19 protein-coding genes are annotated in these 23,756 nt (G+C 66.8%); 8 read left to right on the forward strand and 11 right to left on the reverse strand.

The genetic code is table 11. The features are described 5' to 3' along the window. Window positions 1–7: 7 nt before the first annotated feature. From AXYL_RS15240 to AXYL_RS15255, 4 genes are read right to left on the reverse strand one after another with little or no spacing between them, the layout of a single operon-like run. Window positions 8–754 (reverse strand): siderophore ferric iron reductase, encoded by a 747-nt coding sequence (locus AXYL_RS15240; protein WP_013393702.1) that lies wholly within the window; start codon window positions 752–754, stop codon window positions 8–10. After that, window positions 751–2,607, reverse strand: a complete 1,857-nt coding sequence (locus tag AXYL_RS15245; RefSeq protein WP_013393703.1) for an IucA/IucC family protein — start codon at window positions 2,605–2,607, stop codon at window positions 751–753. Before AXYL_RS15245 ends, AXYL_RS15240 begins: the two co-directional genes overlap by 4 nt. Then, window positions 2,604–3,209, reverse strand: coding sequence for a GNAT family N-acetyltransferase (locus tag AXYL_RS15250; RefSeq protein WP_013393704.1), 606 nt, complete (start codon window positions 3,207–3,209; stop codon window positions 2,604–2,606). The genes AXYL_RS15245 and AXYL_RS15250 overlap by 4 nt, the downstream gene beginning before the upstream one ends. Window positions 3,210–3,226: 17 nt before the next feature. After that, window positions 3,227–4,594 (reverse strand): lysine N(6)-hydroxylase/L-ornithine N(5)-oxygenase family protein, encoded by a 1,368-nt coding sequence (locus AXYL_RS15255; RefSeq protein WP_041655573.1) that lies wholly within the window; start codon window positions 4,592–4,594, stop codon window positions 3,227–3,229. Here AXYL_RS15255 and AXYL_RS34870 point away from each other — a divergent pair. Both AXYL_RS34870 and gcvA read left to right on the forward strand, forming a co-directional pair. Continuing rightward, window positions 4,577–4,786, forward strand: coding sequence for a hypothetical protein (locus tag AXYL_RS34870; RefSeq protein ID WP_148260606.1), 210 nt, complete (start codon window positions 4,577–4,579; stop codon window positions 4,784–4,786). The two genes, AXYL_RS15255 and AXYL_RS34870, sit on opposite strands and share 18 nt — an antisense overlap. A gap of 113 nt (window positions 4,787–4,899) precedes the next feature. After that, a complete protein-coding gene (gcvA, locus tag AXYL_RS15260; protein ID WP_013393706.1) occupies window positions 4,900–5,817 on the forward strand; it encodes a transcriptional regulator GcvA in 918 nt (305 codons plus the stop codon). Here the strand turns inward: gcvA and AXYL_RS15265 are convergent. Genes AXYL_RS15265 through AXYL_RS15275 form a run of 3 tightly spaced genes read right to left on the reverse strand, consistent with a single transcriptional unit; the run spans window position 5,750 to window position 11,495 of the window. After that, a complete protein-coding gene (locus AXYL_RS15265) occupies window positions 5,750–7,285 on the reverse strand; it encodes an efflux transporter outer membrane subunit (protein ID WP_013393707.1) in 1,536 nt (511 codons plus the stop codon). The two genes, gcvA and AXYL_RS15265, sit on opposite strands and share 68 nt — an antisense overlap. 1 nt (window position 7,286) lies before the next feature. Then, window positions 7,287–10,373 carry an efflux RND transporter permease subunit gene (locus tag AXYL_RS15270; RefSeq protein ID WP_013393708.1) on the reverse strand — a complete coding sequence of 1,029 codons (3,087 nt, stop codon included), beginning with the start codon at window positions 10,371–10,373 and terminating at the stop codon, window positions 7,287–7,289. Between the two features lie 6 nt (window positions 10,374–10,379). Next, window positions 10,380–11,495 carry an efflux RND transporter periplasmic adaptor subunit gene (locus AXYL_RS15275; protein ID WP_063827951.1) on the reverse strand — a complete coding sequence of 372 codons (1,116 nt, stop codon included), beginning with the start codon at window positions 11,493–11,495 and terminating at the stop codon, window positions 10,380–10,382. Window positions 11,496–11,687: 192 nt separating this feature from the next. Between AXYL_RS15275 and AXYL_RS15280 the strand changes: the two genes are divergently transcribed. The 4 genes from AXYL_RS15280 to AXYL_RS15295 all read left to right on the forward strand — a co-directional run bounded on the left by AXYL_RS15280 (window position 11,688) and on the right by AXYL_RS15295 (window position 15,623). Then, complete coding sequence (locus AXYL_RS15280; RefSeq protein ID WP_013393710.1) at window positions 11,688–12,314, forward strand: ATP-binding cassette domain-containing protein; 627 nt, start codon at window positions 11,688–11,690, stop codon at window positions 12,312–12,314. Further along, the gene (locus AXYL_RS15285) at window positions 12,305–13,102 is read left to right on the forward strand and encodes an ABC transporter permease (RefSeq protein WP_013393711.1); all 798 of its coding nucleotides are present in this window, start codon (window positions 12,305–12,307) and stop codon (window positions 13,100–13,102) included. The genes AXYL_RS15280 and AXYL_RS15285 overlap by 10 nt, the downstream gene beginning before the upstream one ends. A gap of 205 nt (window positions 13,103–13,307) precedes the next feature. Continuing rightward, window positions 13,308–14,906 (forward strand): ArnT family glycosyltransferase, encoded by a 1,599-nt coding sequence (locus AXYL_RS15290; RefSeq protein WP_148260607.1) that lies wholly within the window; start codon window positions 13,308–13,310, stop codon window positions 14,904–14,906. A 72-nt stretch (window positions 14,907–14,978) separates the two neighbouring features. Then, window positions 14,979–15,623, forward strand: coding sequence for a VTT domain-containing protein (locus AXYL_RS15295; protein ID WP_013393713.1), 645 nt, complete (start codon window positions 14,979–14,981; stop codon window positions 15,621–15,623). An 80-nt stretch (window positions 15,624–15,703) separates the two neighbouring features. On the opposite strand, the gene AXYL_RS15300 is transcribed toward AXYL_RS15295, so the two are convergent. Beyond that, a complete protein-coding gene (locus AXYL_RS15300) occupies window positions 15,704–17,932 on the reverse strand; it encodes an NADP-dependent isocitrate dehydrogenase (RefSeq protein WP_013393714.1) in 2,229 nt (742 codons plus the stop codon). A gap of 472 nt (window positions 17,933–18,404) precedes the next feature. Here AXYL_RS15300 and ilvA point away from each other — a divergent pair, with 472 nt between their 5' ends. Continuing rightward, window positions 18,405–19,991 (forward strand): threonine ammonia-lyase, biosynthetic, encoded by a 1,587-nt coding sequence (ilvA, locus tag AXYL_RS15305; protein WP_080551069.1) that lies wholly within the window; start codon window positions 18,405–18,407, stop codon window positions 19,989–19,991. 12 nt (window positions 19,992–20,003) lie between these two features. Here ilvA and AXYL_RS15310 read toward each other — a convergent pair whose 3' ends face one another. Together AXYL_RS15310 and kdgD are read right to left on the reverse strand one after the other, a co-directional pair. Then, on the reverse strand, window positions 20,004–20,939 hold the full coding sequence (locus AXYL_RS15310) for a hypothetical protein (protein ID WP_013393716.1): 936 nt from the start codon (window positions 20,937–20,939) through the stop codon (window positions 20,004–20,006). A 60-nt stretch (window positions 20,940–20,999) separates the two neighbouring features. After that, window positions 21,000–21,914, reverse strand: a complete 915-nt coding sequence (kdgD, locus tag AXYL_RS15315) for a 5-dehydro-4-deoxyglucarate dehydratase (protein WP_013393717.1) — start codon at window positions 21,912–21,914, stop codon at window positions 21,000–21,002. 301 nt (window positions 21,915–22,215) lie between these two features. On the opposite strand from kdgD, the gene AXYL_RS15320 reads away from it, so the two are divergent. Continuing rightward, on the forward strand, window positions 22,216–23,193 hold the full coding sequence (locus AXYL_RS15320; RefSeq protein ID WP_013393718.1) for a Bug family tripartite tricarboxylate transporter substrate binding protein: 978 nt from the start codon (window positions 22,216–22,218) through the stop codon (window positions 23,191–23,193). Window positions 23,194–23,482: 289 nt separating this feature from the next. On the opposite strand, the gene AXYL_RS35075 is transcribed toward AXYL_RS15320, so the two are convergent. Beyond that, a complete protein-coding gene (locus AXYL_RS35075; RefSeq protein WP_013393719.1) occupies window positions 23,483–23,737 on the reverse strand; it encodes a hypothetical protein in 255 nt (84 codons plus the stop codon). Between the last annotated feature and the right edge of the window lie 19 nt (window positions 23,738–23,756).

Here is a 23,756-nt window from a genome sequence, read left to right on the forward strand (position 1 = left end):
CGGCCTGTCAGGCGGCTTCGGCGCTCTCGGCGTCGAGCCGGGCGATGCGTTCGGCGATGTCCAGTTTGGGGCAGGTGCTGCAATAGTCGCCGTCGCTTCTGCGGAAGTGGTGACAGCAGACCTGCCGGTCGATTGCGATGGCCGGCAGCGACCGCCGCTGATAGGTCAGATAGCCGCTGCCGCCGGCGATGCCCAAGCGCGCAAGCCAATCGGCCGCGGCTGCGGTTGCCCAGGCGTTGTCCGCTGCGCTCACGCCTGCGCGGGCTGCCAACAGGGCGGACAGGATGCAGTCGGCCTGCATGCAGGCGGTCGCTCGGGGATTGAGGCGCAGCGTCGCGCCCAGTTCGCGGTAGAACATGGCGCCGATCTCGCGCAGTTGCGTGGCGGCCGCATCCAGCCTTTTTTCCAGGCAGCCGTGCACGGGTTCATGGCGTTCCATGGTGTAGCCGGCGATGAAGCCGTTGGCGACCGGCTGGCTGAGCCGGGTCAGGTCCGGGACGATGCCGCTGCGGTGCGCGGCGATCACGCTGAGGTAGACGGGCTGCCAGATCAGCAGGCCCCAGCAGCGCAGCGCCAGGTAATGCGGGCCGGCTTCCGGATGGCGCTCCCGCCACCAGTCGCGCAGCCGTGCAATGGCATCGGCATTGCACGCGCCGGGACGGATGCCGGGCGCGTCCGGTGGACCCACGCGGCCATCCAGGCCGGGCGCCAGGCGGCCCGCCAGCGCGAGCAGATCGTCAAGTTCGCGGGTCACGCAAGAGCCTGCGCGGCGTCGGCGGTCCGATCCAGCCAGTGCGGCCGGTAAGGCGCTACGGGATTGGGCAGCCTGGGCGCCATCTGGAAACTGCCGATGGGATCGGCCAGATTGACCATCTGCAGGTTGTTGGCGAGTTGCAGACGGTTCAGGCACGAGTGGATCATGTCCGGCGCGTACAGGTCGTAGCGCCGGTATTTTTCCAGCCGTTGCGGATGCGCCTGCTGGTACGCGGCGATGCGGCCTGCGACCAGTTCCCAGAAATCGTCCTCCTGCATGAGGCCGGTGTCCGCCAGGATCTGGGAAAGATGGCGGAAGTAGCCCTCGAACACGTCCACGAAGATCGTCAGCAGCTTGTATTCCTCGGGCACGTCCGCCGCCAGCCGGCGCGCGTTCTCGGGCAGCTCGGCTTCGGGGTCGAGAATGGAGGATTCCTCGGCAATGTCCTTCATGAAGGCGCGCACGGGCACATGGTCCCGGATCACCAGGATGACGTTCTCGCCATGCGGCATGAACACCAGGTCGTGGGCGTAGAAGCAATGCACCAGCGGCGTCAGGTAGGCGTCCACATAGCGTTCCAGCCATGTCCCGGCGCTCAGCCCCGAGGCGCGGATCAGCGCGGGCAGCAGGGCCTGGCCTTGCGGGTCCACGTGCAGCAGCGCGGCCATGGTCATCAGCCGTTCGTCGGGACCGATCAGCGCCTGCGGATTCTCGCGCCATAGCGCGGAGAACATCTTCTTGTAGGGCGTGTCGGCGGCAATCGCCGCTTCGTAGTAGTAGTTGCGAAAGCCCAGGCTGGCAGCCTCGCGCAGGATGGTGAAGCCGTTGGCGCTCAGCCAGGGGTCGGACGCGATCAGGCCGTGGATGTATTCGTTGATGGCGGGCGTGCCCGACATGTAGTAGGGCGAAAGCCCCCGCATGAAACCCATGTTCAGGATGGACAGCGAGGTCTTCACGTAGTGCTTGCCCGGCCGGCTGATGTTGAAGAAGGTGCGTATCGATTGCTGCGCCAGGTAGTCGTCTGCGCCGTAGCCCAGGCATACGATCTTGCGTTGGGCCACATAGGGCGCGAATGCCAATGACAGCTTGTTGAACCACTGCCACGGGTGTGCCGGCATCAGGTAGTAGTCGGCGGGGTCCAGACCCTGGTCACGCAAGGTGGCCCTGTGGCGCGCCACGGTGTCCTCGCCCAGTTCGCCGCGCAACAAGCTGGCGTAGTCCATCGTGGACAAGCAGGCGAAATGCGCGTTGTCTTTGTGCACCGCCAGCCACATTACGCGGATGGGAGACGCGGCCTCTGGCGCATAGAGATGGTAGTCCTCGGCGTCGAAGCCCAGGCGGCCGTTGTTGGCGACGAAGCTGGGGTGGCCCTCGATCATCGAGGTTTCTATGGTTTGGTAGTCAGCCAGCGCGAGTTCGGCGGCGGGCAGGCAAGGGCGCGTGTGCTTATAGGCGGCGCCGTGCAGCGTGCTGGCGATTTCATCCAGATAGATGGGTAGCCGGTCTTCCGGAATGCGCAGCTTGTCGCGGATCTCGATCACGAACTGCAGGGCGTCCAGGGGCACGGGCGCGCCGGCCGTGGTCTTGGCGATCGATTCCGTGCGGATGCGCCAGTGGCGCATGGCCATCAGTTGCGCGTCGTAGCGGTATTCGACCCGGCCGTCCGCGAGCGCGAGGCGATAGCGGTCGAAACCCGGCGTATCCGCAGGGCCCAGGCGTTCGGGCTGCAGCAGTCCCTCATGGGTGTATTCGGAGATGGCCTTGCGCACGAGCAGGCGGTTGACCTTGGCCCAGGCTTGCGGCTCCAGATGACTGGCGACCTGCGCAGGGTGGGGGGCGGCATGTGGGTTCATTGGGGCGGCTCCTGGTATCGGGTCTGTTCGAACTGTGCGCGTGTGCAGAACGCCAGGCTGGCGGTCTTTTCGCGGAAAGGGACCTGGCCGGCATAGGTAAATCCCATGGCCAGATTGAGCGCGTGGATCTTCGCGTTGTTCGCGTCGGGCTCGACCACGATGCGCCTGGCGTTCAGGCGGTCGAACATGAAGCGCATGACGAAGGCGAACACCTGCCGGCTGAAGTTGGGGATCCGCACACGAGGCGGACCGATGAAAAGATGCATGCCGAGGTCGCCGGGCCGGACCGTGTAGTGTTCGCCGACTTCGTCGCGGGCCGGGTCGTAGCATTCCACCAGAAAGGCCGGCTGTCCGTCATGGCTGCCTAGCCAGGCGCTGGCGTGCCCGCTGCCGCAAAGGGCCTCATAGAAGTCGCGCACCTGATCCTCGTTGTGCTGCTGCATGGACCAGAAGCGCGCGTAATCCATGGAAAACCATCGCCGCAGCAGCGCGGCGTCCGCGTCCGGAACCAGGGGGCGCAAGGCGAGCCCCGGGCCTTCGTCGTAGTGGTCGCGCGACTGGCGCACGACCTCGCCCAGAAAGGTGGCTGTCATCGTGAGCATGCTGACTCCCCTCGAGATCAGATGGTGGCGGCGCGATGGCCGTCCATCATGGGCATCGGTTCCGGCGCGCAGAGGCGATGCGCCAGTACGCCGTTTTCCGGCGGGCGGAAATCCTGCAGTGCGGTGCGGGGCTCGATGGCGTAGTGCTCCACGCCGGTCAGGTCGCGCAGTATCTGCGAGTTGCGGTAGCAGCAGAATCCCAGGTCGGGATTGGTGACGCCATGGCTGAGCAATCCCGTGTTCTGCACAAAGATTTCCGCGCCGGCATGGTCCACCGAGTAATTGCGGGCGATGCGGTAGCCGCCGTCTTCGTCCCAGGCGATGCGGTCGCTGATGGGGTTGACGCAGGCCGGGATGCGGGGGGCATAGCCGGTGGCCAGCACCAGGCCGTCCGTGACGTGCGTGAACGGCTGGCCGGTATCGACATGCATGAAGTCCAGGTGATAGCGGCCCGTGGCGCGCTCATGGCGGCTGGCGCGCAACTCCGCGCTCGTCAGAAGGGTGTAGCGGCGGTCGCCTGCGCGGATCTTTTCGTCCAGCAGGTCATATATCTGATTGATCAGGGACGCGTTGATGCCTTTGTATAGGCTGCTTTGCTGGCGCAGCATCTCGCGCCGCCGGGCTTCGGGCAGGTCGTGGAAATAGTCCGTGTAGTCGGGAGAGATCAGTTCCAGCGTGAGCTTGGTGTTCTCCATCTGGAAGAAGCGCGGAGAGCGGGTGATCCAAGCCAGGCTGTAAGCGTGCTTGTCGCTGTCTCGCAGCAGGTCATGGAACACCTCCGCGGCGCTCTGCCCGCTGCCGACAATGGTGATGCCGCGCTTGCGCTGCAACTGCGTCTTGTGGCGGAGGTAGTCGGCGCTGTGGATGTAGGGCGCGGCGCGCCGGTCGCAGCAGTCCGGCAATTGGGGCTGTGTGCCCAGGCCCAGCACCAGCTTGCGGCAGCGGATCATGAAGCGCTCGCCGTTGACGCCATGCTGGCCGGTCACGAGGTAGCTGCGGCTGTCCGGGTCGTGGAGCACGCTCTGGACGTCGTGATTGAAACGCAGGTTCGGCAGGCGGGCCGCTACCCATTTGCAATAGCGGTTGTACTCGGCGCGATTCAAGTAGTGGTTCTCGCGCATGTAGTAGGAATAGATGCGGCCGCTTTGCTTGCAGTAGTTCAGGTAGCTGTACTCGCTGCGCGGATCGGCCAGGCTCACAAGATCGGCCAGGAAGGGGTTCTGCAAAGTCGAGTCCTCGATCAGCATACCGGGGTGCCAATCGAACCCTGGCCTCTGGTCGAGAAACACGGCGCGTACACCGGATAGCGGCGCCGCCAGGCAGGCAAGACTCAGGTTGAACGGGCCTAGGCCTATGGCGGCGAAGTCATGGATTTCACGGTTCATGTGGATCTGCCTTTTGCCGGGGCGGCATTGCGTGAACATGATTCTCGTCTGGGGATGATTATCATTTTCAATATGGGCACTCTAGCAAATCGCGATTTGTTGCGGTGTCTTGCAAGTGAGTTGCAGGCGGCGCTCATATGCAGCGTGGCGTATCGCATAGGCGCAATCACCAGATTGGGATTTTTGGAATAAGTGCAGCTATTTTCAAATGTAGGCAGGATCAGATGGAAAAGCTGTTCTATGATTGATATCTACCCGCGGATAGTCGCGATATAGAAGTGAGTTTTTCTAAATTAAGGATGTTTATGGGCGCCGTGCTGCCACTGCTTGCGCTGCGAGCATTCACCGAAACCGGCCGCCTCGGCAGCCTGAAAGCTGCCGCCGAGGTGCTGGGTGTGACCCCGGGGGCGGTCAGCCAGCAGATACGCCTGCTGGAAGACCGGTTGGGGCTGGCGCTGTTCGTGCGCGAGCGTCACGGCGTGCGGCTGACGGAAGCGGGCGCACGCGCGTATCCGGGGCTGATGCGCGCCTTCGACCAGATCGAAAAATCGCTGGCGCTGCTCGAATCCCAGGCCGCCCAGCGGACCCTGACCGTCAGCACGGTGCCTTCGTTCGCCTCGTCCTGGCTGGTGCCGCGCATAGGCCGGTTTTCGGTTTTGCATCCGGACATCGAGGTGCGGGTGGAAGCCTCCTCGCAATTGGTCGATTTCAAGCGCGACCGCATCGACGTGGCGTTGCGGCACGGGCTGGGGCAGTACCCGGGGCTGTCGGCCTTCCGCTTGATGGCGCCGGTGCTGCTGCCCGTGGCCAGTCCGGCCTTGCTGGCGCAAGGCCCCGGCATCGAGCGGCCCGAGGACTGCTTGAAGTACCCGCTGCTGCAGGATTCCGACCGCGCGGACTGGCCTTTGTGGCTGCAGGCGCACGGCGTGGACGCGGGGCAGGAAGCGCAGCGCGGCCCCAGCTTCGAGGACGATCTGTTGCTGCTGCGGGCGGCTGCCACGGGGCAGGGCATCGCGCTGGTTCAGGACACGCATGCGCGCGAAGATATCGAATCGGGCCGGCTGGCCATTGCCCTGGACCAGCCCTGGCCCGCGCGCTTCGCGTATTACGTAGTCAGCCGGCCGGATGCGCTGCTGCGGCCGGAAGTGCAGGCGTTCATCGACTGGGTGAAGGCGGAAGCGGCAGCGATGCAGCAGGCGCCGCAGACGCTTGCGGCGAGCTGAGTGAGTTGCCGGGCAGCGGCGTGTCCCAACCGCCGCCTAAGGCGCGGATCAGCCTTACGGTGGTCCGCGCCTGATCTCCATCCAACCTGGCCGAGGCCAACTGCTGCTGCAGCAGGCTGCGGTCCGCATCGATGACGTCAAGCTGGGTGTGCGTGCCGGTTTCGTATTGCAGCCGGGACAGCTCGGCCGAACGTTGCGCAGCCAGCCGCGCGCGGTCCTGCGCGGTCTGTTGGGCCGCCATGATGCGCAGATGCATCAGATTGTCCTCGACCTCCCTGAACGCGTTGAGCAGCGTTTCCCGGTAGCGCGCCGTTTCTTCGTCATGCGCGGCCCGGGCGGCATCGAGATCCGCCTGGCGGGCGCCGCCGTCCAGGATGGGCAGCGATAGCGCGGTACCCAGGAAGGGGCCCAGCAGAAAGGTCCGGCTGGACCATTGGAACAGCTGGCTCAGGCTGGATGATTCGAAGCCGGCCGCACCGGTCAGTTCCAGCCTCGGGAAGAAGGCGGCGCGGGCCGCGCCGATGCGGGCGTTGGCGGCGGCCATGGCGCGTTCGGCCGCGGCAATGTCCGGACGGCGCTCAAGCAGTTCCGAAGGCAAGCCCGGTGGAACGGCCAACTCGATGCGGCGCAGCGGCTCAGGCGGCAGGGAGAAATCGGCCGGGGCCTTGCCCAGCAGGATTGCCAGCGCGTGTTCGGCGCTGGCGCGCTGGCGTTGCGCGCCCAAGGCATCGGCGCGCGCCGCTTCAAGTTCGCCGCGGGCGCGCTCGAGTTCCAGCTCACCGCCGTCGCCCGCCTCGAGGCGCATCTGGCTCAACGCAAAGCCGCGTTCGCGCAAGGCCAGCGTTTGCTGATAGATCTGGTGCTGGGTATCCAGCTCCCGGATCAGGAAGTAGGTGTCGGCGACGTCGGCCTGCAAGGCCAGCAGTGTCAGCCGGTACAGCGCGCCGCTGCGAGCCTGTTCCGCTGATGCCGCGCCTATGGTCGAGGAAACGCGGCCGAACAGATCGGCCTCATACGCCACCGCGGCGTCGGCCCGCCACAGCGTCGTGGTGGAAGCCGGCCCGTTGTCGCGTCCGCTGTACGAAGCTGGAGACTCCCGCTGGCGGGTCGGCCCGAAGCCCGCGTCCAGCCGGGGAAACAGCGCCGAGCGAGCCTGCCGATGCTGGGCGCGCGACTGCTGCAAGCGCGCGTAGGCGGCGTGCAGCGTCGGATTGGCGTCCTGCGCGGCGGTCTGCAATGCGTTCAGGGCCGGATCCTGGAACAGGGTCCACCAGGCGCCGCGCAGCGCGTCGTCGGCCGGCCGGGCGGTGGACCAGGCTCCCGTCGGTTCTGCCTGCGCCTGCTTGTAGGCGGGCGGGATGGGCCCGGAGTCGGGCGCGTGCGCCGGACGTAGCGCGCATCCGGCCAGCGCCAGCGTCAGCAGCGTCAGCCCGAAGCGCAGGGCGCGATGATTCAATGCGTAGGTCATGTTATGGGTTTCCTTGCAAGGCGGAAGCTTGAACCGCGTCGCGGGCCGGTCCGGCTGGCGCGCGGGCTGCGACCAGATTGCGTCCGAAGCGCGCGTAGACGGCAGGCAGCACGAATAGCGTGAACAGGGTGCCCACCAGCAAGCCGGCCACCAGCACCGTGGCGATCGCGCGCTGGCTGCCCGCGCCGGCGCCGCTGGCGAACAGCAGCGGCATCAGGCCGCCGACCATGGCGGCCGTGGTCATCAGGATGGGGCGGATGCGGGTGGCGGCGGCCGCGCGCACGGCCTGGACGCGGTCCAGCCCCCTGAGCCGCTGCTCAACATTGGCGAACTCCACGATCAGGATGCCGTGCTTGGTGATCAGGCCGATCAGCGTCACCAGCCCGATCTGGGTGTAGATGTTGAGCGTGGCGTAGCCGAAGAACATGGCGGCCAGCGCGCCGCAGGCGGCAAGCGGCACCGTGGTGAGGATCAGCAGCGGATCGCGGGCGCTCTCGAACTGGGCCGCCAGCACCAGAAATATGAAGGCCAGCGCAAAGGCGAAGGTCAGGGCAAAGCCGCCTTGTTCCTGCAGATACTGCCGGGATTCGCCCAGGAAGCTGGTCTGGAATCCCGCCGGCAGACTGGCGGCTTCGGCCTGCAGGAAGGCGACCGCCTGGCCCAGTGGCACACCGGGCGCGGGGATCGCGACCAGCGTGGCGCTGTTCAGCTGATTGAACTGCGTGAGGGCATTGGCCTCGACGCCTTTCTCCAGCGAGACCACGGTGGACAGCGGCACCTGTCCGCCGGTAGCGGTCCTGACATGGAACAGGTCCAGGGACTCGGCGTTCAGGCGCAGGTTGCGCGGCGCCTGGGGGATCACGTCGTAGGAGCGGCCCTGGGCGCCGAAGCGATTGACATAGGACTCGCCGACCAGACGCGCCAGGGTGTCGCCGATCTCTTTCATGCTCAGGCCCAGGTCGTGCGCCTTGGCGCGGTCGATCCGCACCAGCGTGGTCGGGTTGCTGAAGGTCAGGTCGGAATCCACGAAGGCGAATTGGCCGCTGGCGCGCGCCGCGGTTTTCAACTTGTCCATCGCGTCGTGGACCGCCCGATGGCCGGCCGGGGACGACAGCACGAACTGCACGGGAAAGCCGCCGACGGAGCCGGGCAGGGGCGGCGGCAGGAAGGCGGAGCCCGCAATGCCTTCGATGCCCGGCAAGGCCGCCTGCAGATCAGCCATGATGGCTTCGGCGCTGCGGTCCCGCGTTTCCCACGGGCTCAGCATGACGCCAGCCCAGCCTTTGTTGAGCGCGCCGCCCGCGCCGGACACCATATAGACGGTAGCGGCTTCCGGCAGGGCGAGCAGCGCGGCCTCGACCCGTTTGGCCTCGGCCTCCAGGAATTCCAGGCTGCTGGCTTGGGGGCCTTTCATGTCGACGATGATTTCCCCCTGGTCTTCCGCGGGGGCGAGTTCCGACTGCAAGCCGTTGAACAGGACGGGCAGGCTGAGCAGTACGCCAGCGCCGGCCAGCAGCACCGGCCGCGTGTCGCGCAGCATGCGCGCCAGCGCGCGCTCATAGACGCCCACCAGCTTGGCGGTCGCATGTTCCACCGCCCGCGCGTAGCGGCTGGGCGCCTGCTGGCGCATCAGCCTGGAGGCCACCATGGGAGACACGGTCAGCGCCACCATGGCGGACACCATCACAGCCGCGGCCAGCGTGAAGGCGAATTCGCTGAACAGCGCGCCCGTCAGGCCGCCGATCAGGCCCAGCGGGGCGTAGACCGCAACCAGCACCGCGGCCATCGTCAGCACGGGCCCAACGATTTCGCGCGCGCCGTTCAGTGCGGCATCCAGCGGCGATTCGCCTTCTTCCATGCGGCGATGGACGTTTTCCACCACGACGATCGCGTCGTCCACCACCAGGCCGATGGCCAGGACCATGGCCAGCAGGGTCAGCAGGTTCAGACTGAAGCCGAGCGCCAGCATGGCCGCCGCCGCGCCCAGCAGCGACAGCGGAATGCTCAGCACCGGCACGGCCACCGCGCGCAGCGAGCCGAGGAAGATGAAGATCACGAGCACCACTTCCAGGCTGGCAATGCCGAACTTGCCCAGCACATTGCCGATCGCGGCGTCGATGAAGACGGTGACGTCATACGGAATCGCCATTTTTGCGCCGTCGGGCAGGTCCAATCCGGCCAGAATCCGGCGGACCTCGCGGGAAATATCTAGCGGATTGCCGCCGGGCGTTGCCATCACTTCCAGGTACGCGGCGGGTTCGCCGTTCATGCCCGCGACCTGGTTGCGGCTTTGCGCGCCGATCTCGACGGTGGCGATGTCTTCCATCCGCACCAGGCTGGGGCCGCGCTTGACGACCAGTTCGCGAAAGCCCTGGGCGCTATCCAGGCTGGTGTCGGCGCGCACGTTCGTCACCACGAGCGCGTCGCGCAGTTGGCCGGGCGCGGCCTGGTAGTTGTTGTCCCGGATCGCGGATTCGACATCAGCGGCCGTGATGCCGTGGGCGCCCATGCGCAGCGGGTCGAGCCAGATGCGCATCGACAGCGCCTGTCCGCCCAGCACGTTCACGGCGGCCACGCCGTCGACCGTGCTCAGCATGGGCTTGGCCACGCGCATCAGGTAGTCCGTGATGCCCGTCAGGGGCTGGCCGGCGGGCGCGGTGAATCCGGCATAGACCACCCCGATGGCGCCGGGAGACTGCCGCACGACCACCGGGTCGTAGGCGCCCTCTGGCAGCAGATAGCGCACTTCGTTGACCTTGGTCAGGACCTCGGTCAGCGCGGTGTCGGAGTTCGCGTTCAGGCGCAGGTAGGCGTTGATGGTGCTGCGCCCTTGTTCGGACGATGAGGTCAGGTATTCCACGCCTTGCGTGGTGGCGACGGCCTGCGCCAGCGTGGCGGTGACAAAGCCCTGCATCAGGTCCGCGGACGCGCCCGGATATTCGGTGGTGACGGTGACCACGGCGCTTTCGATGCGCGGATACTGGCGCAGCGGCAGGTCCAGCAGCGCGCGCAGGCCGACCAGGGCGATCAGCAGGGCGAACGCGGTGGTGAGGACAGGGCGGCGGATGAAGAAGTCGGTGAATGACATGGCGTCTTACTCTCCCGCCAGGCGCGGACGGACGGCGGCGCCGTCGTGCAGGTTGATCTGGCCAGCGATGACCACCAGATCGCCGTCGCGCAGATCCGTATCCGACAGCGCGACCTGGCCGTCCCGGGTTGCGCCGGTCTGCACGGACACGAGCCGGACGCGCGCTGGGTCGTCATTGCGCATGGCGTAGACCGTCTCGCCAGACAGGGTGCTTTGAACGGCTTCGGCCGGCACGGTGAGCGTGGCGGTGTCGGCCGGCAGCGATACGCTGACCCGGGCATACGCGCCGGGCCATAGGCGGCCAGCCGCGTCCGGCGCCAGCGTGGCACGGACCCTCAGCGCGCGGCTGCCGGCGTCGATCTGTGGATCGATCGCGGAGACTTTGCCCGCCAGCGGAGCCTGTCCGCCGCCGTCGCTGGCGACAGACACGTCCAGTCCCAGCCGCAATGCGGCGGCGTGCCGGTCCGGCAGGGTGAAATCCACATGCAGCAGGCGGGTGTCGGTCAGGGTGGCGATGGGCGTGCCCGCCTCGACGTACTGGCCCAGATTGATCAGCCGCAGCCCCAGCGTGCCCGCGAACGGCGCGCGCACCAGGCGCTGGGCCAGGTCTTCTTCTCCCTGTGCGACCTGGGCCCTGGTTTCGGCGTGCAGCGCCGCGTGCTGTTCGTACTCGGCGCGCGACAGGGTTTGTCCGAGCAGGCGCTTGGCGCGGTCCAGGTTGGCCTGGGCCAGCGCGGCCGATGCGCGATGCCGCTCGAGCTCGCGGCGCACCGGGCCATCGTTGATCTGCACCAGCGGCAATCCTGCCGCGACCTGCTGGCCGCTGGCGAAATGGATGGCGGTGACGCGCCCCGCGACCTCGGGCGCCACCAGCACTTGCTGGTCCGCCACGACGGTGCCGATCGCCTGCAAGGCGGCGGACAGCGTTCCGACCCGGGCGGGTGCCACCAGTACAGGAACGGGTGCGGCGTCATCTGCCGACGCGGCTTGGGCGGCGGCTGCGGCCTTGCGTTGCGTGTCGTAGAGGTAGAGGCCGCCAATGGCGGCAAGAACGAGCGTGGCGGTCAGGGCCAGTTTGCGGCGGGCAGTGCGCGGCGGCGCTGGGTTCGGGATCTGAGACATGAGGCCCATACGTAGAGTCAATGTAGCTGCGCTAAATGCGCAGATGGCAAGACTCGCAATGGTAGGGAGGCAGTCTCCCTTGGGGAAACGATAAGTTCTCCGTTATGGATTTAGTTTTTCTCATCTCTTTGCGGAATGGCGGGCGCGCCTGCATGCCGGCGTTTGCGCAGTTGCGGTCTAAGATCCGTACCCATGCCGATCCGTAACTCCGAACCGCGCCCGCTGCTCACGCTGCGCGGCCTGTATAGCGAACGCCTTTCCCCCGTAAGCCTGGACCTGGCCCCGGGCGAATGCGCGGCAATCATGGGCCCTTCGGGCTCAGGCAAATCCCTGCTGCTGCGACAGGTGGCCGATCTCGATCCCGGACATGGCGTAGCCTTGCTCGACGGCAGGCCGCGCTCGGGCATGCGGGGCCACGAATGGCGCCGCCAGGTCATCTATTGCCAGGCCGAGGCCGGCTGGTGGGACGACCGGGTCGCGCCGCATTTCACGGACCGCGCGCGGGCCTTGGCCATCATGGAGCGCCTGGGACTGTCGGCGGACAAGCTGGACGCGCTGGTGCACGAGCTGTCCACTGGCGAACGCCAGCGCCTGGGCCTGGTCCGCGCCTTGGCGCAGGAGCCGCGCGTGCTGTTGCTGGACGAGCCCACGGCGGCGTTGGACCAGACGGCTACGGACCGGGTCGAAGAGGAATTGCGGCGCTACCTGGGCAGTGGGGCCGCGGTATTGATGGTGACCCACAGTCCGGCCCAGGCCGAGCGCATGGCGCGCCGTTCCTGGCGCATGGAGCAAGGCAGGATGGAGCCGCTATGGACGTGATCAAGCTGCAGGCCACGGATCTGGCCATCGCTTCCTTGCTGGTGCTGCTGAGCGCCGGCATTTCCTTCGCCCTGCGGCTGAACCTGCAACGCCAGGTGCTGTGGGCGGCGCTGCGCACGGTGGTGCAGCTGCTGCTGGTCGGCCATATCCTGCGCATCGTGTTCGCGCACGCGGCGCCCTGGCTGACGGCGCTGGTGGTGGCGGTGATGATGGCGCTGGCGGCCAGGGAGGTTGCTGCGCGACCCAAGGCCCGGCTGACGCAGCGCGGCAACGGCTGGGTGGGCGCGATGGCGGTGGCGGGGACCACGGTTATCACGGTGCTGTTCATCCTGAATACGGCGCTGCGCCCGGAGCCCTGGTACGACCCGCGCTACACCATCGCCCTGATCGGCATCGTGCTGGGCAGCGTACTCAACGCCGCCAGCCTGGCGTTGGACGGCGTGTTGTCGGGCGCACGGCGGGAGAAGCTGGCGATCGAGGCGCGGCTGGCCCTGGGGGCGACCGCGCACGAGGCGTTTTCGTCCCTGCTGCGCGAGTCCGTGCGGCGCGGCATCGTGCCCAGCATCAACCAGATGTCGGCGGCCGGCATCATCACGCTGCCGGGCATCATGACCGGCCAGATCATTGCCGGCATGGATCCGATAGAGGCCGCGAAGTACCAGATCCTGCTGATGTTCCTGCTGTGCGGCGCCAGCGCCATGGCGGCGATGGCGGCGGCTTACGGCGCGATGCGCCGGCTGACGGATGAGCGCGGGAGGCTCAGGCTGGACCGGCTGCATCCGGGATAGCCATTCCAGGCGCTTTTTTCCGGAAATTTCATGAAAGCTTGACGCGCGCTTGGCGATACTGCGCGCAATCTTGCATTTTCCTGAACTCTTTCCGGACTTCCATGCCGCCTGTGCCCAGTGCCGCAGTACCCCCGCAGCGCCTTGCTTCCTTTCCGCGCCGCCTCCCGACGCCTGCCATGCGGGAGCGCCGGGCATGAGCGCGTCCATGGCAACTTCCATGAGCCTGCCGGCGCGGCGCACGGCCTGGCCTGGGTGGCTGGTGCTGGCGTGTCTGGCCTTGTGGCTGGGCGCGCTGGCCTGGGCGCGCTGGCTGACCTTGCCCGACGAGGGCCGCTATGCCGGCGTCGCCTGGGAAATGCTGCGCAGCGGCTCACCCATGGTGCCGCTGCTTGACGGCATGCCGTACTTCCACAAGCCGCCGCTGTACTACTGGCTGGCCCAGATCAGCTACGTGCTGTTCGGTGTGAATGAATTCAGTGCGCGGCTGCCGTCGCTGCTGGGCGCCTGGAGCGCGGGCGCGGGACTTTATGCCTTCGTGTCGCGCTACCGCAATGCCGCGCAGGCGCGCTGGGCGGTAGTTATCCTGGGCTTGATGCCGTTGTTCTTCGGCGCGGCCCAGTTCGCCAACATGGATATGCTGGTGGCCAGCATGATCACGCTGTGCGTGCTGGCCGCGGCCGATACCGCCTTGCGGCGTGCCGCCGGACGGCCGTTCCGCGCCATGTCGGTGGCCACGGGCGTGCTGGCGGCGCTGGCGGTGCTGGCCAAGGGGCTGATCGGGCTGGCCTTGCCGGGCGCCATCGTGCTGGCGTGGCTGCTGTTGCGCCGCGATTGGCCGGGCGTGCGCGCCTTGCTGTGGGCGCCGGCCTTGCTGGCCTTCGCGGCGGTTGCGGTGCCGTGGTTCTGGCTGATGGAACTGCGCTATCCGGGCTTCTATCAGTACTTCTTCGTCTACCAGCAGTTCGAACGCTTTTCGCAGGGCGGCTTCAACAACGCGCAGCCGGTCTGGTTCTACCTGCCTATCGTGGCGGGGCTGGCGCTGCCGTGGTCGATCTGGGCGGTATCGGTCTTCAAGCCGGCGTACTGGCGCGAGTCCGACCCGCAAGGCCTGCGGCGCCTGGCGGCGATCTGGATCGCGGTCGTGATCGTGTTCTTTTCGATTCCGCATTCCAAGCTCATCGGCTATGTGTTGCCAGTGTTCCCGCCGTTGGCTTTTTTGATCAGCGAACGGCTGGCGCCCGCATGGGTAGCCGGCAAGCGGCGTGGCGCCTGGATCGCCGCCGGGGCGGCTGTCGTCATCTGCCTGGCCGCGATCATCGTCGCCGCGTCGAATCCGCGCGGCAGCGCGGGGCCGCTGGCGGCGGATCTGCGTAAGGAAATGCAGCCGCAGGACATCCACATGGCGCTGCATACCTTGCCCTTCGACCTGGGTTTCTATACCCAGGCCCGGGAGCCCGCCTGGATGGTCGACGACTGGAACAATCCCGAGATTCCCACGCGGGACAACTGGCGCAAGGAGTTGTACGACGCGGCGAAGTTCGATCCCGTCATGGGCAAGCGCGTGCTGATCGGCGCCGACGACATGCCTGTGCGCATGTGCGCTGCGGCGGACGGGGCGCGCTTCTGGATCTGGGGCCGGGACGACGATGCCGCCAGATACCCCGTGCTCAATGGCGTGACGCCACGGCTTTCCAGCGATAGGCGGACGATATGGCGCATCGATATCGACGCGGCGTTCCGCCAGCGCATGTGCGGCGGCCTGCCGGCCGCGGGCCAGGCCGCTCCGCTGGCGCCCAAACCCTGACCAAGCGCGGGGCCGCGACGTGCCGCCCCACCTCCGAATGGCTGCAAACCATCAAGCATCGTGGATCCGATCATGAGCATTCTCGAACTATTTTCCTGGCTGACCAGCGAGCATGGCCTGATGGCCTTGCTGGCGCAGAACTGGGTCCTGGGCACCGCAATCATCGCCGCCGTCATCTTCGTGGAGACGGGTTTAGTGGTGATGCCGTTCCTGCCTGGCGACTCGCTGCTGTTCGCCGCGGGGGCGTTCCTCGGGCTGGCCGGCATCGATCCCGCCATATCGCTGGCGGCGATCACCGCCGCAGCCATTGCCGGCGATGCGTTGAACTACACGATAGGGTCGTCTTCGTGGGGGCAGCGGCTTGCCCGCAGCCGCTGGGTCAAGCCTGAACATATGGTGCGCGCCCGGGCGTACTTCGTCCGCTACGGCGCCATGACGATCACCGTGGCGCGCTTCGTGCCCATCGTGCGTACCCTGGCGCCGTTTGTCGCCGGCCTGTCGCAGATGCCGCGCCGCACGTTCTATGCCTACAACCTCATCGGCGGCGTCCTGTGGTGCTCGTCGATGCTGCTGGCCGGCTATTGGCTGGGCTCGATCTCCTGGGTGCGGTCGAATCTGCACTGGGTGTCGCTCATCATCATCGGCCTGTCGCTGATTCCGGTCGCGCTGCAGTTCCTGCAGGTGCGTCAACTGCGCCATGGGGAATCGCAGCAGTAGGAGCCCGCCCAACGAAAAAGGCCGGCAGCCCCTTGGGGGTGCCGGCCTTTTTCGTTGCCGCCGTGTTGCGCGGCAGGCGTTTAGCCGATCGAGGCCAGGGCCTGGTTCAGCGTGGCGCTGGGGCGCATGGCCTGGCTGGCCAGGGCTTCGTTGGGCTGGTAGTAGCCGCCGATGTCGACGGGCTTACCCTGGGCAGCCTTCAGTTCGGCCAGGATCTTGTCCTCGCCGTCGGCCAGCGCGCGGGCCGGGGCCGCGAACAGGGTGGCCAGTGCGCGGTCGTCGGTCTGCGCGGCCACGGCCTGGGCCCAGTACAGGGCCAGGTAGTAGTGGCTGCCGCGGTTGTCCAGGCCGCCGACCTTGCGTTCGGGCGACTTGTTCTCGTCCAGGAACTTGGCGGTGGCCAGGTCCAGGGTCTTGGCCAGCACTTGGGCGCGGGCATTGTCGTAGCTGCGGCCCAGGTGTTCCAGCGACGCGGCCAGGGCCATGAACTCGCCCAGCGAGTCCCAGCGCAGGAAGCCTTCTTCCACGAACTGCTGCACGTGCTTGGGCGCGGAGCCACCGGCGCCGGTTTCAAACAGGCCGCCGCCAGCGACCAGCGGCACGATCGACAGCATCTTGGCGCTGGTGCCCAGTTCCATGATGGGGAACAGGTCGGTCAGGTAGTCGCGCAGCACGTTGCCGGTCACCGAGATGGTGTCCAGGCCTTCGCGGATGCGCTTGAGCGAAAACTTGGTGGCCTCGACCGGGCTCAGGATGCGCAGATCCAGGCCGCTGGTGTCGTGGTCCTTCAGGTAGTGCTTGACCTTGGCGATGATCTGCGCGTCGTGGGCGCGGTTCTCGTCCAGCCAGAACACGGCGGGCGTCTTGGTGGCGCGGGCGCGGGCCACGGCCAGCTTGACCCAGTCCTGCACCGCGGCGTCCTTGGTCTGGCACATGCGCCAGAGGTCGCCGGCTTCGACGGCCTGCTCCAGCAGCACCTTGCCCGAGGCGTCGGTGACGCGCACGGTGCCGGCGGCGGGAATGACGAAGGTCTTGTTGTGCGAGCCGTATTCCTCGGCGGCCTGGGCCATCAGGCCGACGTTGGGCACGCTGCCCATCGTGACCGGATTGAAGGCGCCGTTGCGCTTGCAGTCTTCGATCACGGCCTGGTAGACGCCGGCGTAGCTGCGGTCGGGGATCACGGCCTTGGTGTCTTGCAGATTGCCTTCGGCGTTCCACATCTTGCCCGAGTCGCGGATCATGGCGGGCATGGAGGCGTCGACGATGACGTCGCTGGGCACGTGCAGGTTGGTGATGCCGCGGTCGGAATTGACCATGGCCAGCTGCGGCAGGACCTTGTAGGCGGCGTCGATGTCGGCGCTGATCTCGGCCTGCTTGTCGGCGGGCAAGGATTGGATCTTGGCGTACAGGTCGCCGATGCCGTTGTTGGGATCGAAGCCGGCTTGCGCGAGCGCGTCGGCGTGCTTGGCCAGCACGTCCTTGTAGAACACGGACACAACGTGGCCGAAGATGACTGGGTCGGAGACCTTCATCATCGTGGCCTTCAGGTGCACCGAGAACAGCACGCCGTTGGCGCGGGCATCGTCGATCTGCGCCTGCAGGAAGGACTTGAGCTTGGCGGTCGACAGCACGGCGGCGTCGATGATCTCGCCGGCCTTGACCGGGGTCTTTTCCTTCAGGACGGTCTTGGCGCCGTCGGCGGCGGTCAGTTCGATCTTGACGTCGCCGGCCTCGGCGATCAGGGCCGACTTTTCGGTGCCGTAGAAGTCGCCTTCGCTCATGTGGGCCACGTGCGACTTGGAATCAGCCGACCAGGCGCCCATCTTGTGCGGGTGCTTGCGGGCGTAGTTCTTGACCGACAGGGGGGCGCGGCGGTCGGAGTTGCCTTCGCGCAGGACCGGGTTCACGGCGCTGCCCTTGACCTTGTCGTAGCGCGCCTTGACGTCGCGTTCGGTGTCGTTGGCGGGGGCGTCCGGGTAGTCGGGCAGCTTGTAGCCCTGGTCCTGGAGTTCCTTGATGGCGGCCTTCAGCTGCGGCATGGACGCGCTGATGTTGGGCAGCTTGATGATGTTGGCTTCGGGCTGGACGGCCAGCGCGCCGAGTTCCGACAAGGCATCGCCCAGCTTCTGGCTGTCTTCGAGGTAGTCGGGGAAGACCGAGATGATGCGGCCGGCCAGCGAGATGTCGCGGGTCTCGACCGTGATGCCTGCGGGCTTGGCGAAAGCCTGGACGATGGGCAGCAGCGAACGGGTTGCAAGCGCCGGAGCTTCATCGGTGAGGGTATAGATAATCTTCGGAGTAAGAGACATGATCCTTGAATCTGTTCGGCAGGCGCTAGGCGCAAACCCGAACATGCTATGCGGCCGGAAGCCGGTAGATGTTGTCGGAGAGTGGGTTCGTTTGGGCACGCGTATGCCCAACATGGCTGACGCCTGCCCCTTTTTTGATCTGGGGAAGTGCGATCGCCACTAACCTTCCATTGTAATACCGCGCTACGCCTGCTGCGCAGCAAAATCCCGCGGATTCGATCGGGATATGGCCATAATGGCGCCAAATTAAACGGGGACACATTAAATCGGACGCGCCGCGTTTGACAAAGCGCCGCGCAAGGAGGAAGCTACGTCCCCATGAATTTCCGCGCCGTCCGCATTTCGCTGATTATTACCATCATTCCTGGAATGGTGGGTTAGCGCGCGACCGCAACAGTCACAGCCACCCGCCCCAAGAGGCGGGTTTTTTGTGGCCGCCTCTGCCGGGCAAGACACCGAAGCAGAGAGCCAGATGCACCACGCCCCGCAAGCCAGCCAGCAAACCGCCACGCCGACCGCATTCCAGGACGGCCGTGCCTCGCCGATGGAATACCTGAGGCAGATCCTGACCGCGCGGATCTATGACATTGCCCGCGAGACCGAGCTGGATCGCGCCCGCGGCCTGTCGGCGCGGCTGGGCAACCCGGTCTACTTCAAGCGCGAAGACAACCAGCCGGTCTTTTCCTTCAAGGTGCGCGGCGCCTACAACAAGATGCGCAACACGCCGCAGGCGGCGCTGGAGCGGGGCGTGATCACGGCGTCCGCCGGCAACCACGCGCAAGGCGTCGCGATCTCGGCCGCCAGGATGGGCGTGCGCGCCATCATCGTGGTGCCGCAGACGACCCCGCAGGTGAAGGTGGATGCGGTGAAAGCGCACGGCGGTCCCACGGTGACGGTGGTGCAGGCGGGCGATTCCTATAGCGACGCCTTTGGCCATGCCCAGAAACTGGCGAGCGCGCAGGACCTGACCTTCATCCCGGCATTCGACGATCCCTATGTGATCGCCGGCCAGGGCACGGTGGGCATGGAGATCCTGCGCCAGCATGCCGGCCCCTTGCACGCCGTCTTCGTGCCGATCGGCGGCGGCGGGCTGGCGGCGGGGGTGGCGACCTACATCAAGGCGGTGGACCCGGGCGTCAAGGTCATCGGCGTGCAGACCGAGGATTCCTGCGCCATGTCCCTGTCCATGCAGGTGGGGGAGCGGGTCAATCTGCCCGAGGTGGGCCTGTTTTCGGACGGCACGGCGGTCAAGCTGGTGGGCGAGGAAACCTTCCGCCTGTGCCGGGAGTACCTGGACGAGATCATCCTGGTGGATACGGACGCAGTCTGCGCGGCGATCAAGGACGTATTCCTGGACACCCGCAGCGTGTTGGAGCCGGCGGGCGCGCTGGCGGTGGCGGGGCTGAAAAAGTACGTGGAACGCGAAGGCGTGCAAGGCCAGCCCATGGTGGCAGTGACCTCGGGCGCCAATATGAACTTCGACCGTCTGCGCTTCGTCGCGGACCGTGCCGAAGTGGGCGAGGCGCGCGAGGCGGTCTTCGCCGTGACGGTGCCCGAGGAGCGCGGCAGCTTCCGCCGCTTCTGCAGCGTGATCGGCCAGCGCAGCGTGACGGAATTCAACTACCGCATCGCGGATGCGCACACTGCCCACATCTTTGTCAGCATGCAGATTTCCCGGCGCGGCGATGCGGCGGACATCATGGCGGCGTTGCAGCAGCAGGGTTTCTCCGTCGGTGATCTGAGCAACAACGAGGTGTCCAAGCAGCACATCCGCTACATGGTGGGCGGACGCTCGCCGCTGGCGGCCGGCGAGCGCCTGTTCCGCTTCGAGTTTCCGGAGCGTCCCGGCGCGCTGATGAAGTTCCTGTCCGAGATGGCGCCCAACTGGAACATCAGCCTGTTCCACTACCGCAATCAGGGCACGGAGTTCAGTTCGGCGCTGGTCGGCATCCAGGCGCCGCTGGCGGACAGCGCGGCGCTGGACGCGTTCCTGCGGCAACTGGGCTACGCCCATACCGAGGAAACCGGCAACGAGGCCTACCGCCAGTTCCTGATCTGAGCGCGCCTGGATTCAGCCCGGCGCGCAGCCGGGTTTGCGCGGCAAGGTCACGCCTGGTTGCAGGCGCAAGGTGGCGCGTCCTTGCGCCGGCTGTGTCAGCTGCAAGGTGCTGGCGCGCCAGGCCGGCACGTCGTCGAAGGCCACGTCGGGCGCAGCCGTGGACTTGGACTGCGCGTCCGGCCGGTCGAACTGGATGGCCGGCAGGCGCAGGCAGACGTCCTTGAAATCCAGCCGCGCAAGTTCGCGGCCGTCGCTCATGCGCACCGCGCGGAATGCCATTGGCGTGTCCACGAACTTGGTGATGGCGGGGACGATCTGCAGGTAGCCGTCGGCGTCCTTGACCCGTTTGGTAGGCTCGATCTCGACCGCGTCCCTGCCCGGAGGCAGGGCCAGATAGGCTACGCCATCGGCCACGTCCAGCAGCTTGCCCGGGCCCAGGTTCAAGGCGGCAAGCGGCGCGTGGCGGATCATCACGGTTTCGTTCCAGGACGTCTGGACGCGCGTCCAGCCCGGCAGGCGGGCGTCCTCGAAGCGGGTGGTGGAGATGCGGTCGCGGTCCGGCTTGGCCGACAAGACCAGGCGCTGGACCCGCAGCGCGTTGTTGACCACGCGCAGTTGAGCCAGCACGGTATTGGCGCTGGAGCTGGTGAAGTAGGCCAGCACGGCGTCCGTTTCCAGCGCCTTGGCGGTGGATGCGCAGAAGAAGGCTCGGGCCTCGATGCTCTGGCCATCGGGATAGAGCAGGGCGCCGACGTCCTTGCCGCACAGCGGCTTGCCCTGGTACGTGATGGTGGTGGCGCGGGTGGTTTGCCGCTGCCCGGTGTTCCAGTCGCTGCGGCTGCCGGTGGCGGCTTCGACCACCAAGCCATGGTTGTCGTAGACCACGACCGCGCCCGCGGGCACGGCAAGCATGCTGAGCAGAAACGCGAGACTGCGTCGACGCGCCATCGGCGGACTCCCTGGGGTGGCTGGAGGGGTCTATATATACCACCGCCAGGGAGAGCCCCCTTACTGCGGGCCGAGCTTGCGGATCAGGGCGTCCAGCATGTCCAGTTCATCGGGCCGCAGGTCCGTCAGGGGCGCGCGCACCGGGCCGGCGTCGTGGCCAACCAATCTGGCGCCGGCCTTGACGATGCTGACCGCATAGCCGGGTACGCGGTTGCGGATGTCGAGGTAAGGCAGGAAGAAATCGTCCAGCAGGCGGTTGGTGGTGTCGTCGTCGCCGGCGGCGACGGCGCGGTAGAACGCCATGGCCGTCCTGGGCACGAAGTTGAACACCGCCGACGAATAGACCGGCACGCCCAGCGCGCGGTAGGCGGCGGCATAGACCTCGGCCGTGGGCAGGCCGCCCAGGTAGGAAAAGCGGTCGCCCAGCTTGCGGCGGATGCGCACCATGGCTTCGATGTCACCCACGCCGTCCTTGAAGCCCACCAGGTTGGGGCAGCGTTCGGCCAATTGCGCCAGGCTGTCGGCCGACAGGCGCGATTGCGCGCGGTTGTAGACGATGACGCCGATCTTGACGGATTTGCAGACCTGTTCGACGTGCGCGGCGATGCCTTGCTGCGAGGCCTCGGTCAGGTAATGGGGCAGCAGCAATATGCCCTTGGCGCCCAGGCGTTCGGCCTCCTGCGCATAGGCGATGGCCGTGCGGGTCGGGCCGCCGGCTCCGGCCAGGATGGGGACCTTGCCCGCGCAGGTCTGCACCGCGGTGCGGATGACGTCGGCGTATTCTTCCGCCGCCAGCGAGAAGAACTCTCCGGTACCGCCAGCGGCGAACAACGCGGTTGCGCCATAGGGCGCCAGCCATTCCAGGCGTTGCGCGTAGGACCTGGCGTTGAAGTCGCCGTTCTGGTCGAAGTCGGTGACGGGGAAAGACAGCAAGCCTTCCGAAACGATCTGCTTGAGTTCCTGCGGGGTGGTCATGTCGCGTTGATCCGTGTGGGGCGCCATCGAGGGTAGGAGTCGGCCGGCTGCCTGGTGAAAGAGGTAAGTCATCGTACAACATCAAATATGTCGATTCAAGGTGGAATTTCCTATGAGATTGACATTTTATAGGTGCATACCCGATGGAAAGAGATTCCGCTTTTCAAAAATATTCTCTTGGTTGTACGATGACTGACGCAGAGTTGGACGCAGTTCGAAGGGGGCGTGTCGGGTCAATTCGAAGAATTGGCGCGGACGCCGGCGCTCGCAGCCGTCCACCAGACCATCCAGAGGAGACTCCATGAACCCGAGCAAGAGACAGTTCCTGGGCGGCGCCGCGGCGCTTTGCCTGTCGCCGTGGCTCCCGGCCTGGGCCCAGTCCGGCGACTGGCCGACGCGCGCGGTGCGCATCATCGTGCCTTACCCGCCTGGCGGCTCATCCGACATCATTGCCCGCATCCTGGCGCCGCGCCTGGCCGATGCCCTGAAGCAGACCGTGGTGGTCGAGAACAAGCCCGGGGCCAACGGCAACCTGGGCGCCGGCCTGGTGGTGCAGGCCGCGCAGGAAGGCCATACCGTGCTGTTGTGCGACGTGGGGGCGCTGGCGATCAGCCCGTCCGTGTACACCAAGTTGTCCTTCGACCCGTCCAAGGACCTGCGCGCGGTCGGCATGCTGGCCTATTCGCCCCACGTGCTGGCCGTGCATCCTGACGTGCCCGCAAAGACGGTGCAGGAGCTGGTGGCCTTGTCGAAGCAGCAGCGCCTGAACTTCGCCGTGACCGCCATCGGCAGCGCGCCGCACCTGGCCGCCGTGGCCGTGCAGCAGGCCACCGGCGCGAAATGGGAATACGTGCCGTACAAGGGCGGCTCGCAGGCGGTGACGGACACGATAGGCGGGCAGACCCAGGTCATCATGAACGGCCTGCTGGCCACGCTGCCCCACATCAAGGCCGGCAAGCTGCGGCCGATCGCGATCTCCAAGCGCGAACGCATGCAGCTGGTGCCCGACATTCCGACCATCTCCGAGCAGGGCGTGGCCGGTTTCGAGTCCGGCACCTGGCAGGGCGTGATGGCGCCCGTGACCACGACCGATCCGGTCGCCATCCGCTTATCGGAACTGATGGCGCAGATCGTCAACCAGCCGGACGTGAAGGCGCAGTTGAACGAGCAAGGCGCCGAAATCGTTACCCGCAATCCCGCCGAATTGGCGCAGTTCTTCAATAGCGAACGGGCGCGTTGGGCCTCGGTGGTGAAAAGCGCGGACATTCGGCTGGATTGAGGTCGGGGCCGCCTGGACAGCTTGCAAGGCGCGGGAGCACACTGGAACCGTCCCGCGCCCGCTCAGGCCCCGGTGCGACGCGGGGCCAGGCCGCGTGCGGTCGCGGCTCAGGGGCAGGGCATGCAGCCATGAAAATCCTTTGGGCAGCCGCGCTGCTGGCAGTCTTCTGGGGATCCGTCGCCGCGCAAGGCGGCGGCCCCTCCGTTCCCCAGCCCCCGCCTTCAGCCCGCGTCATCCCCGATGCCTGCGTCGGTACATCATGCCCCCGGCTCGTCAATCCCGGAGCCAGTCAGGAACCCTGCCTGGGCACTGGCTGCGCCACCGCCGGCCGGCCGCCCGGCCCGCCCGCGCCGCCCTCCAGCGGCCCCAGCCGCCAGCCGGGCTGGATGAGCCCGGCGCCATCCCGTTTGCCGCCGATGCCGGCGCAGCGCGGCGTGCCGGCCGGGCCGCTGACACCGGCGCCGCCGTTGCCGGTGCCCAGGTAGGTTGATGTCGCATCGGATGCGGCAAGAAAACCGGAAAATAAACCGGAAATTTTTATCAACGGAAGCTACCTAGCATCT

Origin of the sequence: Achromobacter xylosoxidans A8, from assembly GCF_000165835.1 — a bacterium.
Taxonomy (GTDB): Bacteria; Pseudomonadota; Gammaproteobacteria; order Burkholderiales; family Burkholderiaceae_B; genus Achromobacter; species Achromobacter xylosoxidans_B.

Excerpts from the sequence above, each read along its gene's own strand:
- AXYL_RS15270 (WP_013393708.1), bottom strand. The coding sequence starts at position 10,373 with ATGTCATTCACCGACTTCTTCATCCGCCGCCCTGTCCTCACCACCGCG.
- ilvA (WP_080551069.1), top strand. The coding sequence starts at position 18,405 with ATGCACCACGCCCCGCAAGCCAGCCAGCAAACCGCCACGCCGACCGCA.
- AXYL_RS15310 (WP_013393716.1), bottom strand. The coding sequence starts at position 20,939 with ATGGCGCGTCGACGCAGTCTCGCGTTTCTGCTCAGCATGCTTGCCGTG.
- AXYL_RS15280 (WP_013393710.1), top strand. The coding sequence starts at position 11,688 with ATGCCGATCCGTAACTCCGAACCGCGCCCGCTGCTCACGCTGCGCGGC.
- AXYL_RS15300 (WP_013393714.1), bottom strand. The coding sequence starts at position 17,932 with ATGTCTCTTACTCCGAAGATTATCTATACCCTCACCGATGAAGCTCCG.
- AXYL_RS15295 (WP_013393713.1), top strand. The coding sequence starts at position 14,979 with ATGAGCATTCTCGAACTATTTTCCTGGCTGACCAGCGAGCATGGCCTG.
- AXYL_RS15285 (WP_013393711.1), top strand. The coding sequence starts at position 12,305 with ATGGACGTGATCAAGCTGCAGGCCACGGATCTGGCCATCGCTTCCTTG.
- AXYL_RS15290 (WP_148260607.1), top strand. The coding sequence starts at position 13,308 with ATGGCAACTTCCATGAGCCTGCCGGCGCGGCGCACGGCCTGGCCTGGG.
- AXYL_RS15250 (WP_013393704.1), bottom strand. The coding sequence starts at position 3,209 with ATGCTCACGATGACAGCCACCTTTCTGGGCGAGGTCGTGCGCCAGTCG.
- AXYL_RS15255 (WP_041655573.1), bottom strand. The coding sequence starts at position 4,594 with ATGAACCGTGAAATCCATGACTTCGCCGCCATAGGCCTAGGCCCGTTC.
- AXYL_RS15320 (WP_013393718.1), top strand. The coding sequence starts at position 22,216 with ATGAACCCGAGCAAGAGACAGTTCCTGGGCGGCGCCGCGGCGCTTTGC.
- AXYL_RS15265 (WP_013393707.1), bottom strand. The coding sequence starts at position 7,285 with ATGACCTACGCATTGAATCATCGCGCCCTGCGCTTCGGGCTGACGCTG.
- kdgD (WP_013393717.1), bottom strand. The coding sequence starts at position 21,914 with ATGACCACCCCGCAGGAACTCAAGCAGATCGTTTCGGAAGGCTTGCTG.
- AXYL_RS15245 (WP_013393703.1), bottom strand. The coding sequence starts at position 2,607 with ATGAACCCACATGCCGCCCCCCACCCTGCGCAGGTCGCCAGTCATCTG.
- gcvA (WP_013393706.1), top strand. The coding sequence starts at position 4,900 with ATGGGCGCCGTGCTGCCACTGCTTGCGCTGCGAGCATTCACCGAAACC.
- AXYL_RS34870 (WP_148260606.1), top strand. The coding sequence starts at position 4,577 with ATGGATTTCACGGTTCATGTGGATCTGCCTTTTGCCGGGGCGGCATTG.
- AXYL_RS15275 (WP_063827951.1), bottom strand. The coding sequence starts at position 11,495 with ATGTCTCAGATCCCGAACCCAGCGCCGCCGCGCACTGCCCGCCGCAAA.